Genomic DNA, 15,905 nt, shown 5'->3' on the forward strand with positions numbered 1-15,905 from the left:
CCCCCGGATTTATCCGTGGGGTTTCTGACAAATCTCTAAAAGAATTGGAAAAAAATACTGAAATATGCAGTAGAGCAACCCTTGATGATCTGATACTTAAGTTTGTTTAAAAGCCGTAATTTTTCTCCGTTCTACCTGCATCAACATAAAATAGCGGTTGTTTGAACTCTTTTTTCCCGTGGGCTGCAATCAGTGTCTGTCCTTCAGGAGATAAGACATAATTAATAAACGCTTTAGCTCCTGCACTATTCACCCTGGGGAATTTCTGAGAATTCACCTCCATAACATGGTAGAGATTTAACAGTTTTTTATCTCCTTGCACCAGTACAGGTAAAGACAGGTTTTTCTTTTGAAATATATAGGTTGCTCGATCTACTAAGGTATATCCCAGTTTTTGATTAGCAACTTGCAAAGTTTCCGCCATCCCTGAACCTGTTTGCTGATACCAACTGCCAGATGGTGTGACTTTTGCCTGTTGCCATAAATCTTTTTCTAATTTGTTAGTACCTGAGTCATCACCCCGCGATATAAACAAGGCTTGATTTTTAGCAATCAGGGAGAATGCTTCTATAGCATTCTTTTTACCTCGGATCTTTGCCTTGTCAGCATCTGGCCCGACGATCACAAAGTCATTGTGCATTACCAAGTGACGATTAATCACTGCACCACCTGCCAAAACTTTCCGTTCAGCTTTCGGTGAATTGACGAACAGTGCGTCAACTTCACCCTTTTCAGCTAAAGCTAAAGCCTGTCCTGTGCCGACTGCAACCTTTTTTAAAGTGTATCCTGTTTTCTTTTCAATCGCTGGAACCAAATCATCTAGCAGCCCACTGTCCTCAATGCTCGTTGTCATCGCCACTATTACATCTTTCTTCAGTGGGGACTGTCCAATAGTTGGCTCTTGCTTGACTAGATTACTACCAATACCGATGCAAAGAATCGCCAGCAAACTTACCAAACAGCCATCACGTACAGCCCGATGATTTATCATTGCACTCTCCTACCAATCTCTATGCCAATATTTTTTACTATAGCAAGTAAAGCTTACATTGCGAAGTATAAGCAAGATTGAGTAGGAAATCAACTATTTATGTTGTTTTCCAGACAATTCCGATGCTCAGAAGGATTCTAGGTATTACAAAGTCGTACAATCTGTCCATGTATATTAGCCAAAGTCACTTTTAACGGACTAACACCTTGATAACCACCGCGTTTTAACTGACTTTTGCGATGGAATTTCTATTTTCTAGATTTAAGTTTATTTACTACTATTTTGGCTACTATAAAGTAAGAAAAATAGAATTACCTTTTGGTAATACCATGCCAACTGAAAAACTATCGATTTCCTTACCAGCATCTTTGATAGAGTTTATTGAGAATTACAAAGTGACAAAGGGGTGTAAATCTCGCTCCCAAGTCATTGAGTTAGCACTGGAGTTACTGCGCTATCAGGAATTAGAGCAAGCTTACAGCCAAGCTTCGGCGGAAGTTGACCCAGATTGGGATTTGACGATCGGGGATGGGTTAACAGATGAAACGTGGTGAAATTTACTATGCTAATCTCAGTCCAGTAGTAGGGGCAGAAATGGATAAACGCCGACCTGTGCTAATTGTGAGCAATGATGCTAATAACAGTGCTGCTAGTACAGTGACAATTTTACCGATTACCTCTAACGTTAGTCGTCTTTATCCTTTTGAGGTTTTATTGAATCTAGAGGAAAGTGGTTTATCTAAGCCTTCTAAGGTACAAGCGCAGCAGGTACGCACGATTTCTAAGCAGCGCATTTTAGGAGATGGGGTAGGTTGTTTGAATCAGCATTTGATGCAATTAGTTGATGCTGCTCTCAAGCTGCATTTAGGTTTGGGGTAGACAATAAGAAAAGAGCCGCCCCGCCAGATTTATTCGAGACGTATGCGATAATTTTGCTGAATCTTATCTAGTAAAGTTTTTTTTGGTTGCAGTCATAGCGATACCTACGGTGGGCTGCGCCTACGCAATCCTCATCAATGACTTAATCCAGTTATTCTACGCTCAAACCAAAGGTGATGCAGCATGGTAAATCTGCAATAGTAATGATTATGATTGTGATTTACTAGTGATTTCATTTTTTGGAAGTCCTTTAAACCAAACTCAACTCAAAATAATTCAAAATATTCTCTTTGCTCCCAGTTAGTCACCTGCAATAAATAGTCTTCTGGTGGCTGTGAAGCGATGGACTCTAAAAAGCGATTAATTTCACTCTGTTTCATCTTAATGATGAAGTCGATGAATTCCTGCCCCATTTTTTGAGAAAAAAGTTCACTTTGACTCAAATATGAAATCGCCTCTGGCAAACTGTTGGGTAAGTTCGGACTTTCTATAGCGTAAGGTTCCTCTGTTGGGGAGCCAGGGTCAACTTTATGATCTACCCCATCTAAGCCAGAAATCAATTGCGATGCCATATACAGATAGGGATTGGCTGCTGGTTCTCCAACTCGGTTTTCAATGTGGGTGGTGGGATCATCAAAACCGCCTTGTAATCTAATCATTGCTCCTCGGTTTTCCAACCCCCACCCAGCACGATCAGGGGCTAGGGAATAAGGTCTAAATCTTTTGTAGCCGTTAATTGTCGGGGTTGTGAACACAGAAGCAGCATTGGCATGTTTCAGAAGACCACCAACGAAGTGTTTACCTAAATCTGACATTAGGCTTTTGGAGTTTGCAGACATGAAAGCGTTCTGGCCTGTGGTTCGGTCTACAAGGGATTGGTGCAAATGCCAGCCATTTGAAGAACAACCTTGTAATCCTGGACGACACATAAACGATGCCATGTAACCTTGTTGACGGCAGATTTGCTTGGTCGCCATTCGGAATATCATCATTGTATCCGCAGCTTGCAATGCCGGAATTGGGTCAAAGGTAAATTCAAATTGACCAGCACCTCCTTCGTTTTCTACACTCCTTAAAGGCAATCCCATTTCAACTAAATTTTCTGCCAAAACGCGCAGCAAGTCGTGAATCTCTGGATTGTGGGATTCTAAAAGGTATTGAAAGCTATGCTCTACAGCGCTAACTTTGGCAGGTTCACCAGGTTTTCCAGAAGTACCAACATTAGCGATCGCTAACATCGGATCTGACAACTTTGCCAGATACCACTCAACTTCTAAGCCGACAATATGCTCCAACCCTCTTTGATGTAACTCTACCAACGATTGGCGCAAAATACCGCGACTGGAAAAGGGCATTACCTGGCCATTTTGAAAGTACTCGTCACAGAGGATAAAGCCAGTGCGTTTTGCCCAAGGCACAATTTTGAAGGTATGAGGGTCAGGAACAGCCACAAGATTTGGCGCACCTGTCATCAGAGGCATGTCTAAGCTACCGCCGGGAACGAAGGGGTTAAATACTATTGCACCACCAGTATCAAACAGGAATGTCCCTGTGCTGATTTGCATACCGTTTTCTAAGGCGCTTAAAAATGCTTGGGGTAAGAGCGACTTACTGCGAACAATGCCATGCTGGTCTGACCAAGCGGTACGAATCAACAATAGATCCCGTTCTTTGACAACAGCCTTGATCTTTTCAGATGCTTCTTTTTGGATTTCTGTCCACAGATGATGACGCTCAATAAATCCAGGTCTTTTCATTAGGATTGCCTAATCATGTTCAACACTCAACTATGTCACCTCTTAACCACTGGATTGTATTCCAATGCAGGACGATCCCATTGTGCTAAATTAGCGGCTGCTTCGTATGTACTTTGTAGAAATACAAGCGCCATTGCATCTGGGTCATTAGCCCGCCGCACCGCTTCATAGGGTAGGATGAATTCTTTCATATCTAGGCTATAGAAAGCTGACTGCGGCTCAATTAGGTAATCTTTGAATCCCTCTGGCTCCGGGTAAGCATACGCATAGAATAGGGCTTCGATCGAGTCACCTCCAAACCAAAAACCACAACTGCTGACCTGATGTGAATAGGCTTCTCTCGTCACCCAATCTGCCATATTGGGCACACCACCCGGATGTTCTGGAGCACGTTGCCCAGAGAACCGAGTTACTGCTAGGTCAAAGCTGCCCCAGAAAAAATGTACTGGGCTAGATTTTCCAGCATAGCGAGAGCGGAATTGGGTCAAGATGCGATCGGCTTGAATCAGAATTTGCCAAAATCGTTGAGCATACTCGCAGTCGTAGACAGCATGTTCCTCATCTTGCTCAAAGGGAATTGGAGCAGCAACTTCCTGCGGCATTGTCCAGATCCGCACTTCGATTCCGATTTCTTTCAAGGTATTAAGCACCGCTTGATAGAAGTCAGCCACAGAGCGGGGAGCCAATTCAATGGTTCTCGTCGTGCCATCGCTTGTCTCAATTAGGAGTTGATGAAGAAGAAAATCAAAGGTAATTTGAAAATTGCCGGTTCGGTAGGGAATTGTCGAGGTTGTGAGTCCACGGGGCGTGACATATAAGGTTGAGTGCCACCAATGATTAATTTTGGGAGCTAATGCTAACCGAATTTTGCCAACAATCTGAGTCCATAGATGCAGCGTTTTATAAGTATCCTGCCATGCAGCAACAGGTAGCGTCGGCCAGATATCAGTCGTTGAACGGTGCAGAGTAGCCATGATCCTTACCTCTATGCAAGAAATTGGCGTTAAATACGATAAACCAATAAAGGTTTATGCCATTTTGCCTCAATGATTATGACTATAGCAGTCCGAGTTCACCCAATCTTCAGCAATAGATATTTGTTAACTATAGGGAAAAAGTAGCTAATCTTAAGGTTCTGTTGAGTATTCTTGTTGGTTGTTTGTGGAATTACTGATGCGATGTCTTCTCAACTTTTGGAGAGGCTGCGTCAACGACAAGCCGCAAAGGATTGCGATTGCCCGAAGCACTGTACTTCAGGCAATCGCTTTTGTAACCAATGCTGACATTGCATCAAGTGATACATCTTTTGCTATCCAAAAGATATAAGTATCGGCTGCGATCGCTTGTAGTTAGGTGCTGTTTTTCTAGTTAATGGAACAAAGCCAGCGATATACTGAGTTATTAAAGTATGTAGTATCTATCTGGTTTCCCCTTATTTCTTGCTAGGGAAACTCACATAATCCGTAAAGCCAAACTACTAATCATTTCATATTTCCTTGACGCACTTATGACAAACTTATAACAAAAGTATGACCAGAAATTTTTACTGAACAGCCTGTTTAAAATTAGGAAATGAAAGAAACTTATCCAGATAAATAATGGTCATAAAATTTTGACAATCAAGACTCATAAATGAGGAAATTTATTATATGAATCAGATTTTTTCTAATAGCTTACTGGGGTTAGCAGGTGTATCATTTTTACTTTGTTCCTCTCAATTAGTAATGGCGCTTGTACCCAATAACGTTGCGATTATCCTCAATAGTGGCTCTACAAATACGATTGGATACCGCATTTACGTATCACCAAATGGAGAAGTTAATTATGTTGATGGCAAAGGTTCTAATCAAGGTAAATTGTCCGAAAAACTGACGAAAACGTTTTTGGGCGACCTGAAAGTTGCTGAACCTTTATCTAACTTGCCAAAACAAAGTTGCGTCAAATCTGTTTCTTTTGGTACAACTACTACCATTAGGTTAGCTGATCAGCAATCGCCAGACATTAGCTGTCCTGGCAATGCTAAAGCTCAACGTTTAGATAATGACGTTATTGCAATTGCCAAAGCTTTAAACGTAGTTAATGTTCCTAGGAGCCAAGGAAAACCACTGCCACCCCAAAACTTTTAGTCAAACCACCGATTTGACTGTTTTTAGCTGGGGTTAGAGAGCCTGTCCAAGATAAAGCTGCTCTGGTACAAATCTAGAGCAGTGTTAATTATGAACTATACCTCATCTTCCGATCCACTTAAGATGCGTTTACCCTGGCAGTTCCCTTGAGTACTATAGTCTGATATGACTGTAATTGTCCAAATAGGGGAGTACGGATAAATCCTGATGTTTTTTCAGTAGTTAAAATCGCTTCGGTAAGGATGGGAGTTTCTTGAGTCCCGATAACTAGGTTGATAATTGGTAAGAGGAAGCTCAGTTTGACTATATTTCCTCCAAGCTTAGGGTTTGGTGGTCTGCTAATAATTATCGTCAGTAGTGTACCGATATTAGTAGCTAATGTCTGAATTTGATCGCCACTGAAATGCTCGGAAATGTTTTGATCTCTGTAATCAATCTGTGGAACTCCATTGAGAATTGAATACTTGATGTGAGTATCTTTGCCCTCAAGTTCAAACTGATTTGGTCGTTGCACAACAATTGCTTGTGCTGGTTTTGTGGATTTGGGCATCAAAAAAGATACCAATGATGTCGTGGTTAAGCCCGTCACAAAGGTGAGAGCAGTTTTGATAATTTGACGGCGGGGAGAACTGCCACAGATATCTTCTAAATTAGGTTTCATAATTAAGAAATCCCAGAATTTAATAAATCTTATCTATTTCAATCATCTCAATAAATGTCCCGTTTGTAGTAACAAAATATTAAATCTCGGTTAACGCTGACCGATCTTTTAATTTTAAGGAGTAATGGCAACAATCAACAAATATCTAGCAGCAATGATTAGATTTGTAAATTTGTATCTTATGCATATTTATGAAAACAAAGCTTCCTGATTGACTGGAAAATCTCGAATTAAAAGCTATTCGAGGTTTAGCCTTTGGTGCATTAGTTGGAACAGACTAGACTTGTGAATCCTGAACCAGAGTAGACATCCTCATTTTCCGTTGTTTGTAGTAGATAAATGCACATGAGGCTCTTCGATTAAAGGAATACTTAGCCTTTCTAATGCCCATTGTGCTTTTTCACAGTAATGACTGATCGCTTTTGTGATCAGGCGGGTAGGTTTTTCTTTGGAATTAGCTTGCATAATTGAACTCCTCATTGGTAGTTGGAAAGTCCTGGGGTCTGCACTTGCTGCCTGCTTACAACTTTGAAAACAGCATATTTAAACCTTCGGTCATCGTGGGATGAGTCAAAACTCCATCGCGCAGAACGGTGTAAGGTATCTGAGCTTGCATCACCATCTGCACCGTCGAAATCACTTCACCCGCTTCATGACACAAGAGCGAACACCCTAGAATATGACCTGTCTCGGTATCCACGATCGCCTTCAGTAGTCCATCGGTTTGACCGAGTGTTTTCGCTCTGGGAATAGCTGATGCTTCCAGCTTCGCCACTCGGATAGCATACCCTTGTTGCTGTGCTTCGGTTTCGGTCAAACCTACATGAGCCAGTTCTGGATCAATAAACAGACAGGATGGAACCAGGCGATCGCCTGTACTGCGATCGCCCCCATCAATTAAATTAGCTTTGATAATGCGATAATCGTCGAGTGACACATGGGTGTATTGCGGGCCGCCATTGATATCGCCTAACGCCCAAATCCCCGCTACATTTGTCTCCAAGCGATCGTTGACTTGAATAAATCCCCGTGTATCAGTTGCCACACCAGCAGCAGCTAAATTTAAGCTATCGGTGTTGGGCGCACGACCAACAGCTACGAGTAAATGCGACCCCTCGAGGCTGAGGGAGCGATCGGCAACTTGGATTTGCAGGATGGTTTCATTACCAGTGCGATCGACCCTTAACACCTTCGCGTTTAATAAAAATTCAATATCATCTTGTTCTAAAAGTCTTTGAACTGCGATCGCCATGTCTGGATCTTGCTGTGACAGGATTTGCTCACTTTGCCCAATGACCGTGACGCGAGAGCCAAAGCGCCGAAACATCTGGGCAAACTCCAAACCAATATAACCACTACCGAGAACGATCAGGTGTTCAGGCAGGTGTTCTAGCTCCATAATCGACTCGCTTGTGAAAAACTCAACTTCTGTGAGTCCCAGTAAGGATGGAATTAACGGTCGTGTGCCTGTATTGATAAACAACCGTTCGGCGGTGAGTAAGCGATTGTTCCCCTCAGTCATCGTTACTGCGATCGTTTTGGGAGCAACAAACCTTGCTTCGCCGATGATCAAGTTTTTATTCAGAGCCATTTCTAAATTGTGCAAATTCATTTCACGCGCAGATTGCACAACCGATCGTTTTCGTTGGATCACCTCTGCTAAATTAACAGTGGGTGTGTTGCTTTGAACCCCATAAGCGGCACTGTTTCGTACTGTGTTTGCTACATTCGCACTCGCCACCATAGTTTTAGTAGGAATGCAGGCGATATTGATGCACCCACCACCAATCATATTTAAACTGCGTTCAACCAGAGCAGTTTTACGTCCATTAGCAACCAGCGCTGGTGCAAGTGTTTTACCCGCTTTGCCGCCGCCGATAATAATGTCGTCATAGTGTTGAGTGTCCACTTTCATATCCTTTGAGTTTGTTGAAGAAGAAGTCATAACTTAGGAGTCAGAATTCAGAATGGGCGTTTAGCCCATTCTGTACATCAATTTTTCCTACAAGTTTTCTGCATCAAGATACGGTTATTTTTATAAACCTCTAAAGTTCCAGATTGCGGGTTATCCAACGTGCCATCCCAAACCCAATATTCATAAATTCCATTCCGAAACTTATACACTCGAACACCTTCTGTCGCTTTGCTAGTTCCTTTGCCCAAACTTAAATTACCGTTGGGATTGGTCGCGCGATAGAGCAGTTCGCCGGAAGTATAATTCCGCCAAATATTGATGTTGTAACCACCCTGACATTTCGTACTCAAGACGATGCCAGCAGTAGAGTCAGCAGAAGCTCTTAAGGAACAATTAGCTAAAACATTGATTGGCAGAGCAAGGAATAACGCGGATATTTTGAGTAGTATTTTCATTGTTTTCAATATTCTTGAAAAACTAATTAAACGACATTGGCGATATAGCCAAAGTTTATCACTACTGCGTTAAGTGGAAGTGCTATAGGAATCATATTTGATTTTTGAACAAAATTAGATATTGTAGGGTGTGTTAGAACGCAGTTCGTAACGCACCATCATCAAGAGTTTGGTGCCGTACTCTCCTTGCTAACACACCCTACGTATCTTTTCAGAAATCAAATACTAGTCCTATATCCAATTCTTAAAGATTGAGGTTGGACAATCCGGGACGATCGTCGGGACGACGACCAAGTATCCAGTGGTATTTGCGATAGCGAACCGCAGATCGCCTCCCCATTGTAAGATTGAATACGTCACTTCTGTTCAAAGGTAATAATTTGCATACGAGTTCCGCATGCAAGGCTTTCAGCTTGCGATCGCTGAAGGTATTTGCTGTGAAACGACACCTGTGGTTTTAATTAAATCGGCTGCTTTTTCGGCGATCATAATAGTAGGTGCATTCGTATTTCCACTGGTGATGGTTGGCATAATCGAGGCATCAACAACACGCAACCCCACAACCCCATGTACTCGCAGTTCAGGATCTACAACTGCCATTGAATCAGTGCCCATTTTACAGGTGCCGACAGGATGCCACACAGTGCTGCAACCGTTTCGGATGTGGGTTTCGAGGGCTTCATCACTTTGAACATCCGCACCTGGAGCGATTTCCTGACTAGGGAACTCATCAAAAGCACTGTTCTGAAACAATTGGCGTATTAGTTTAATTCCGTCAACCAGCTTTTGCACATCAGCTTGACTTTGCAGATAGTTCATCCGCAACATCGGTGTATCTTGAGGGTCAAGCGAACGCAAACTGACACTGCCAGTGTTTTGGGGGCGGGTTAAAGAGACTGCACCCGTGAATCCCGAATCCGAGTGAACATAGCCAGGCGGTGCGAACAGAATAGGGCCAAAGAAGAACTGTAAATCTGGTGCAACATCAAGATTACCCTGGCTGTGTAAAAACAATCCGGCTTCGATTCCATTACTGGTAATAGCAGGGTGTACATCTTGAGTGGTTTCGTGAACTACACTAACAAGAATATGGTCTTGGAGGTTTTGACCGACACCCGGCAAATGAACGACCACAGGAATACCCAATGTTTGCAGGTATTCTGCATCACCAATGCCGGAAAGCATCAACAGCTTGGGCGAATCAAACGCGCCCGCACTTAAAATCACTTCGGAATTGACTCTCGCTTGGTGCAGCATTCCTTCATGCAGATATTCCACCCCAACAGTGCGAGTGCCCTCAAACAGTAACCGAGTTACTAATGCACCTGTCATTGTGGTCAAATTGGGGCGCTGGAGAATTGGCAGAAGGAATGCAGCCGCAGCACTATGCCGTTTACCATCCTTGACCGTCAACTGATAGTACCCTGCACCTTCCTGTTGCATGGCGTTGAAATCAGGATTGTGGTCATATCCCATTGCCACACATGCGTCTAAAAATTTTTGGGACACGATCGCTCTTGAAACAATATCAGTGACGCTCAACTCCCCATTTATCCCGTGGTATTTGGAGGCTCCACGTTGCTGGTTTTCAGATTTTTTGAAATAAGGCAATACATCCTGGTAACTCCAACCGGGATTCCCTAATGCTTGCCAGTGGTCATAATTGTGAGCATTGCCTCTGACATACATCATGAAATTAATCGAACTGCTGCCCCCCAAGACTTTCCCACGAGAACAAAACATTTTGCGATTATTGAGGTATATTTCTGGTTCAGAGAAATAGCTCCAGTCCACCTCGGTTCCGAGTAGGCTGATACATTTCGCTGGGATTTGAATCTCTGGTTTTGTATCTGGGTTGCCCGCTTCAAGTAATAACACGGTTGTTTTCATGTCTTCTGTCAGACGGTTGGCGACGACGCAGCCTGCCGAACCTGCACCAATCACAATGTAGTCATATTGAGTCATATTTGCCTTTTTGTTAATTTAATGTGAGTGCTTGCATTATTGCTAGCTTGAAAAAGTGGTGATTAAAAAAATACTAGTCCCAGTGTTTGCACTCGTTCACCTAGTACATCGATTAACTTAATCTTGAGAATCTCCTTTTTTGTGAATCAGTTTGTTATGTCTTTCGCCTGTGCCAAGAGACTACTTTTATCGGTCGTAAAACAGTATTCCAAATAAATTAGAACTACTTCACAGAGGCAGTTGCAGCCGCTTCGATTAGTTTGGCAACCTCTTTTGGATGAGAAATAAAGGCCACATGGCTGGATTTGATCTCAGTGGTCTTGGCACCGATGCGTTTTGCCATAAATCGCTGAAGCTCAGGGTTGATGGCTCGATCGTTTTGAGTCACGAGATACCAGGAAGGAATCGTCTTCCAGGCTATGTCATTCACTGATTGCTCAAACGCTGCACTAGCGATCGGCTTTTGTGTTGCTGCCATCACCCGCGCCTCAGCCTCCGATACGTCCTGGGCAAAAAACTCGTGAAACTTCTGACGATCAATGTAAAGGAAATTTGCCGCATCAGGCACAATTGCCGTGCTGATCGGAGCTGCTTTGTATTTGCTATTCAAATCGCTAGTCTTTTCGCCTGAATCCGGTGCAAAAGCATTGAGATAAACTAGAGCTTTCACTTGCGGGTTGCCAGCCGCCGCACCCGTGATCACGTTTCCACCGTAGGAATGTCCAACTACAACAACGGAACTCTTCTGAGCATCAATAACACGCTTAGTCGTTGCAACATCCTCTGCAAGCGAGGAAAGGGGAATCTGCACAGCAGTCACTGTATAGCCATCCTGTTCTAAAAGTGGAATGACGTGTTGCCATGATGTACCGTCAGCAAAGGCACCATGAACAAGAACAATTGAGGGTTTAGAGTTGAATCTTTGGGATAATTCTTTTGAAATGGCTACTTCTGGACGCATCAATACACTAACCAAAACGCTGAATGCAAGTAGCAACAGCAAAAACCTTTGAACTTTTTTCCATGTAAAAACTAGCACTGTTATAACCTCTATATTTCTGTTGAACTAATTGAGTTGAGCTAGTAAACAAGCCCGGAGCGAAGTGTTCCAATCGCTGCTTAAATGCGATCGCAAATGTTTGAACTGAAACGAAGCGAATTACTGCAAAAACATCAACAATATCACCTTGTTATTTCACATCCTGACGACGACTTTGCTCCCGGAAGTAGTCGCGCCAGCTTTCGGGTAAGGCTTCAAGTTGAGCCGCTTGGTGAAGTAACTTTGGATTGTTCTGCTCACGGGTATAAAGCTGAGTGATATTAGCAACAGTAATATTGTTGTCATCCCGGCTCATCAACTCTAAAGTGTCTCCGGCTCCAACTTCGCCCTCTTGCAAAACACGAAAGTAAAATCCAGTTCGACGACTTGCAAGAAATCGTTTAACCATATCAGGTCGTCCAAACCGAATCCCCAGTTTGTAGCAAGGTAAACGAGGTTGTGTCACCATCAGTTTTACAGTGCCGAGATGGAAGCGATCGCCAATATTCACTTCCTCTTCTCTCAGCCCAGTAGTCGTGAAATTTTCACCAAAGATACCTAATGGCATCTCTGTGTCAGGTAATTGACCTCGCCAGTAATCGTAATGCTCGAACGGATATACATAGACTGCTTTGTCTGCTCCTCCATGAACAGTGAGATCGGCTTGCCCATCACCGTCTAAATTGAGCGATCGCAACATCACCCGTTCCCTAACTGGTTCTTTAAAAATTCCAGTACTAACTGTTTTCCCTTTCCAGGTCACTTCACGCGGCAGTCCAACGTTTACAGAAATCAGTTTCATGAGAATTTTAAATTTGGTCAATAGTCAAGTATCTAAATTGAATCAACAAATAAGTTAATTAAAGAGTGCTTGATGAATTAAAGGTGCAATGATAGCGATGTTCTTCGCCAACTCATCGGAGAGAGAAAATCGCTGTTTTAAGTAATTAGGATCGTTGTAACTCACCCACACCTTGCCATCAGTAGTTTCCCATGCCAGTACTTTCAGGGGTAAATCCAGGCCGATTGTTGGTTCTGCCACCATGAGAGGAGTTCCGGCTTTCGGGCTGCCAAACAGCAACAACTGCGTCGGACACAAGCTTAGTCCGACTTTTTCGGCTTCAGCCTGTTGATCAATACGGGCAAAAATGGTGATGCCTTTTGCTTGAAGGATGGCTGCAAAGCGATCAATAGTTTCAGTCACTGCATACGGGCTGAGCTGGTTGATGATTCCGTTGTTTGCATTCATAGCAGTAGACTCTTTACAGGATAAAAACTAGGTGATCTGGTCGTTGATCTGGCTTCTCAAAGATTGAGGTCTGACAATCCGGGATGATCATCGGGACGACGACCCAGTATCCAGTGGAATTTGCGATCGCTCTGGTGAATTGGTAGGTCGTTGATGCTGGCAATACGCCACCGCATGAATCCGTGTTCGTCGAACTCCCAATTTTCATTGCCGTAAGAACGGAACCAGTTGCCGGAATCATCATGCCATTCGTAAGCAAACCGGACAGCAATTCGGTTGTCTTGAAAAGCCCAAAGCTCTTTGATCAGACGGTAGTCCAATTCTTTAAGCCACTTACATGTCAAGAACTGTACGATCGCCTCACGACCAGATAGAAATTCTGAGCGGTTGCGCCAAATGCTATCGGACGTGTAAGCGAGTGATACTAGTTCAGGGTTACGTGTGTTCCAAGCATCTTCTGCGATTCGGACTTTTTGGATGGCGGATTCACGATCGAAAGGCGGTAGGGGTAGTCGAGGATTTTCGGCATTGTTCATATTTTAGTATAAAATATCACAAAAAATCTGATGCCTACTTATCGCTCAGGATTGGGCAGTGTGAACATCACCGTTTCGCTGGTGATTACCTTGTGCGTGGGGTCGGCTAGTTCGATCAGTACCTTGTGTAGGCCAGGTTCCAGCCCGACCAGGATGATCGTTTGGCCGCTGGCATCTACAAAGTGCCACGGCAAATCGTCAACGGTGATGTGGATGTGACCGATACGCGGCGATACTTCGAGAGCGCCTTTGCCGAACACTGGCAACACGCGCAGATTCTCCGTCCGGTACTGGATGAAGACGCGTCCCTGTGCTAGCGGTTCGGGAAGCGGTGGATCGACAATTAGCTTGGGTGGTGCTTCATTTTCGATTGCAATCAACGGTGATGATCCGATAATGTCCCTGGCGCTCGGTGTGTAGGTGTTCATGGCGATTAAATACATGAGAGTGGTCGATATGAAGATCCCTTTGAATGTGAAGAGGTGTATGGTGGTCATAGCTCTAGAGAAGTCATCAACGTTTCTTTGATGCGAGTTCCCAGACCGCATCTGCGAATGCTGTGGGATATTCCTGGGGCAGGTTATGACCGACATTCGGAATGACCCGATGCTGGCGATCTCCGCTAAACTTCGCTGCCGTCGATTTCCCATCGGTTGCTGGCACGACACCATCTGCGTCCCCGTCCAGCGTGATCGTCGGCACCGTAATGGTCGGTTGCGCGGCAAGCCGCTGCTCAAGCTCCTCATACATGGGATAGCCGGCAGCAAGTCCAAGGCGATGGCGGTAGGAATGGATGACGACCTCCACATAATCGGGGTTGTCGAAGGCGCTGGCGTGTTGATCGAGCGTTGCCTCCTCAAAGCGCCAGTTCGGCGAATTCCGAGTCCAGAGAATCCTCGCAATCTCACGTCTGTTAGCCGTCAGTCCGGCGCGTCCGCGCTCGGTCTGGAAATAGTATTGGTACCAGATCCCGGATTCGATCGCGGGTGAAAGTGGCAGCCCTGCCTTGGCAATGTCCTGGATCAGGTAGCTATTGACGGACACCAGACCGGTGCATCGTTCCGGCCAGAGAGCCGCAACAACGCAAGCGGCTCGTCCACCCCAGTCATAGCCAGCAAGCACAGCACGGTTCAACTGCAATGCATCCATCAAGGCGATCGCATCGACACCGATTGCGGCTTGCTGCCCGGAGCGTGGTGTTTCGCTGTCGAGAAAACGGGTTGATCCATGTCCCCGGAGGTAGGGAACAATCACCCGACATCCACGTGTAGCAAGCATTGGTGCAACGTCAATGTAACTATCGATGGAATATGGGAATCCATGCAGCAGCAACACCGGAGATCCATCGCTCGATCCTGTTTCATAGTAACCGATGTCGAGGACACCCGCCTTGATCTGCTTGATGGGAGTAAACCTAAATTCAGATTGTTTGGGCTTGTCGAAGCTTGCGTGTGCGGTACCCATGAGTGCCATTTCTGTGAGAATGCTTGCTGCCGCCGTTCCCAGAAAGCGGCGACGGTTATGTTTAATTGCTTTGAGCATAGGGTTGACTCTTTGGCTTGATTGATGAGGCGATTGCATAAAGCGCAGTGCCGAAGGCAAGCGCCGAGCATATTCCCCTCAGTTCGCAATCAGTTGGCGAGAATGAGATGTGGTGAATGGATTTACCGCTACAACATTGCTGCCACAATGTCGTCTGTGGACAGAACTGCGTTAGCAACATACCCAAAGTTAATCAGTGCTGCCTTGTAGCCGTCACCGAGATCCGGATGGCGCGGGGCAGCCGTTGCATCCTTGACGACAAGCACCTCAAATCCCTGTTCGATCAGATCGCGCAGGTGAGCTTCAACACAGAGATTTGCCAACATTCCGAGCAAAATAACTTTGCTCAAGTTGCGCTTACGCAGTTGCAAAACGAGATCATTGCTTTGCGGTCCATAGACTTTATGGGGGCTGACCACGATCGTTTTGCCATCCTCAATAAAAGGCTTGTAGCGATCGAGCCAGTCGGCACCCGATCCGAAAAAACCATCCAGGCTTAAGGGTCCAGTGCGAACAAATTCCTTTACCCCAAGCATCATCTGCTCCAAAGTTCCGGCAAATTTCCAGTTGTAGTCAGTGGGGTAGTAATAGTGGGGAGAGATGAAAACCTCAAAACCATTCTGCTTTGCGGCTTTGAAGATGCGCTCGATGTTCTCCACCGTCTTGTTCTCCTTAACACTGTCACCCACCAAATCCCAGGAAACTCCTGTTTCACTCAAGACATCGTTCTGCGGATCGATAACGACGATTGCGGTGTCATTTTTGTTGATGTTCATGTGTCTTTTGATGT

At 44.6% G+C, this 15,905-nt stretch carries 18 protein-coding genes; 3 read left to right on the top strand and 15 right to left on the bottom strand.

Annotated elements, in window-relative coordinates:
• Nucleotides 1–106 precede the first annotated feature (106 nt).
• Nucleotides 107–991 carry a substrate-binding domain-containing protein gene (locus V7K31_RS29215; protein WP_335099535.1) on the bottom strand — a complete coding sequence of 295 codons (885 nt, stop codon included), beginning with the start codon at nucleotides 989–991 and terminating at the stop codon, nucleotides 107–109.
• A 329-nt stretch (nucleotides 992–1,320) separates the two neighbouring features.
• Here V7K31_RS29215 and V7K31_RS29220 point away from each other — a divergent pair, with 329 nt between their 5' ends.
• Both V7K31_RS29220 and V7K31_RS29225 read left to right on the top strand, forming a co-directional pair.
• A complete protein-coding gene (locus tag V7K31_RS29220) occupies nucleotides 1,321–1,545 on the top strand; it encodes a CopG family transcriptional regulator (protein ID WP_335099538.1) in 225 nt (74 codons plus the stop codon).
• The gene (locus tag V7K31_RS29225) at nucleotides 1,532–1,870 is read left to right on the top strand and encodes a type II toxin-antitoxin system PemK/MazF family toxin (protein WP_335099541.1); all 339 of its coding nucleotides are present in this window, start codon (nucleotides 1,532–1,534) and stop codon (nucleotides 1,868–1,870) included. Before V7K31_RS29220 ends, V7K31_RS29225 begins: the two co-directional genes overlap by 14 nt.
• A gap of 266 nt (nucleotides 1,871–2,136) precedes the next feature.
• Here V7K31_RS29225 and V7K31_RS29230 read toward each other — a convergent pair whose 3' ends face one another.
• Together V7K31_RS29230 and V7K31_RS29235 are read right to left on the bottom strand one after the other, a co-directional pair.
• The gene (locus V7K31_RS29230; protein WP_335099543.1) at nucleotides 2,137–3,627 is read right to left on the bottom strand and encodes a glutamine synthetase family protein; all 1,491 of its coding nucleotides are present in this window, start codon (nucleotides 3,625–3,627) and stop codon (nucleotides 2,137–2,139) included.
• Between the two features lie 35 nt (nucleotides 3,628–3,662).
• Nucleotides 3,663–4,601 carry a DUF5996 family protein gene (locus tag V7K31_RS29235; RefSeq protein ID WP_335099545.1) on the bottom strand — a complete coding sequence of 313 codons (939 nt, stop codon included), beginning with the start codon at nucleotides 4,599–4,601 and terminating at the stop codon, nucleotides 3,663–3,665.
• Nucleotides 4,602–5,276: 675 nt separating this feature from the next.
• Here V7K31_RS29235 and V7K31_RS29240 point away from each other — a divergent pair.
• Nucleotides 5,277–5,753 carry a hypothetical protein gene (locus V7K31_RS29240; protein WP_335099547.1) on the top strand — a complete coding sequence of 159 codons (477 nt, stop codon included), beginning with the start codon at nucleotides 5,277–5,279 and terminating at the stop codon, nucleotides 5,751–5,753.
• Nucleotides 5,754–5,871: 118 nt separating this feature from the next.
• On the opposite strand, the gene V7K31_RS29245 is transcribed toward V7K31_RS29240, so the two are convergent.
• The 12 genes from V7K31_RS29245 to V7K31_RS29300 all read right to left on the bottom strand — a co-directional run bounded on the left by V7K31_RS29245 (nucleotide 5,872) and on the right by V7K31_RS29300 (nucleotide 15,891).
• Nucleotides 5,872–6,414, bottom strand: a complete 543-nt coding sequence (locus V7K31_RS29245; protein ID WP_335099549.1) for a hypothetical protein — start codon at nucleotides 6,412–6,414, stop codon at nucleotides 5,872–5,874.
• Nucleotides 6,415–6,726: 312 nt separating this feature from the next.
• Nucleotides 6,727–6,879 carry a hypothetical protein gene (locus V7K31_RS29250; RefSeq protein ID WP_335099552.1) on the bottom strand — a complete coding sequence of 51 codons (153 nt, stop codon included), beginning with the start codon at nucleotides 6,877–6,879 and terminating at the stop codon, nucleotides 6,727–6,729.
• A 55-nt stretch (nucleotides 6,880–6,934) separates the two neighbouring features.
• Nucleotides 6,935–8,329: a mercuric reductase gene (locus V7K31_RS29255; protein WP_335099555.1), complete on the bottom strand. Its 1,395-nt coding sequence runs from the start codon at nucleotides 8,327–8,329 to the stop codon at nucleotides 6,935–6,937.
• Nucleotides 8,330–8,406: 77 nt separating this feature from the next.
• A complete protein-coding gene (locus tag V7K31_RS29260) occupies nucleotides 8,407–8,784 on the bottom strand; it encodes a hypothetical protein (protein ID WP_335099558.1) in 378 nt (125 codons plus the stop codon).
• Nucleotides 8,785–9,192: 408 nt separating this feature from the next.
• Nucleotides 9,193–10,749 carry a GMC family oxidoreductase gene (locus V7K31_RS29265; RefSeq protein WP_335099560.1) on the bottom strand — a complete coding sequence of 519 codons (1,557 nt, stop codon included), beginning with the start codon at nucleotides 10,747–10,749 and terminating at the stop codon, nucleotides 9,193–9,195.
• A 223-nt stretch (nucleotides 10,750–10,972) separates the two neighbouring features.
• Complete coding sequence (locus V7K31_RS29270) at nucleotides 10,973–11,788, bottom strand: alpha/beta fold hydrolase (RefSeq protein ID WP_335099562.1); 816 nt, start codon at nucleotides 11,786–11,788, stop codon at nucleotides 10,973–10,975.
• A 151-nt stretch (nucleotides 11,789–11,939) separates the two neighbouring features.
• Nucleotides 11,940–12,590 (bottom strand): MOSC domain-containing protein, encoded by a 651-nt coding sequence (locus V7K31_RS29275; RefSeq protein WP_335099565.1) that lies wholly within the window; start codon nucleotides 12,588–12,590, stop codon nucleotides 11,940–11,942.
• 54 nt (nucleotides 12,591–12,644) lie between these two features.
• Nucleotides 12,645–12,992, bottom strand: coding sequence for a DUF302 domain-containing protein (locus V7K31_RS29280; protein ID WP_335099568.1), 348 nt, complete (start codon nucleotides 12,990–12,992; stop codon nucleotides 12,645–12,647).
• A 101-nt stretch (nucleotides 12,993–13,093) separates the two neighbouring features.
• Nucleotides 13,094–13,573, bottom strand: a complete 480-nt coding sequence (locus tag V7K31_RS29285; protein ID WP_335099571.1) for a nuclear transport factor 2 family protein — start codon at nucleotides 13,571–13,573, stop codon at nucleotides 13,094–13,096.
• A 38-nt stretch (nucleotides 13,574–13,611) separates the two neighbouring features.
• Entirely contained in the window at nucleotides 13,612–14,070 is a 459-nt protein-coding gene (locus V7K31_RS29290) for a DUF6130 family protein (RefSeq protein ID WP_335099574.1), read from the bottom strand.
• Between the two features lie 16 nt (nucleotides 14,071–14,086).
• The gene (locus V7K31_RS29295; protein ID WP_335099576.1) at nucleotides 14,087–15,115 is read right to left on the bottom strand and encodes an alpha/beta fold hydrolase; all 1,029 of its coding nucleotides are present in this window, start codon (nucleotides 15,113–15,115) and stop codon (nucleotides 14,087–14,089) included.
• Nucleotides 15,116–15,243: 128 nt separating this feature from the next.
• Entirely contained in the window at nucleotides 15,244–15,891 is a 648-nt protein-coding gene (locus V7K31_RS29300) for a cysteine hydrolase (protein WP_335099578.1), read from the bottom strand.
• Nucleotides 15,892–15,905 lie beyond the last annotated feature (14 nt).

The organism is Nostoc sp. (genome assembly GCF_036917675.1).
In the GTDB taxonomy this organism is placed as follows: Bacteria; Cyanobacteriota; Cyanobacteriia; order Cyanobacteriales; family Nostocaceae; genus Nostoc.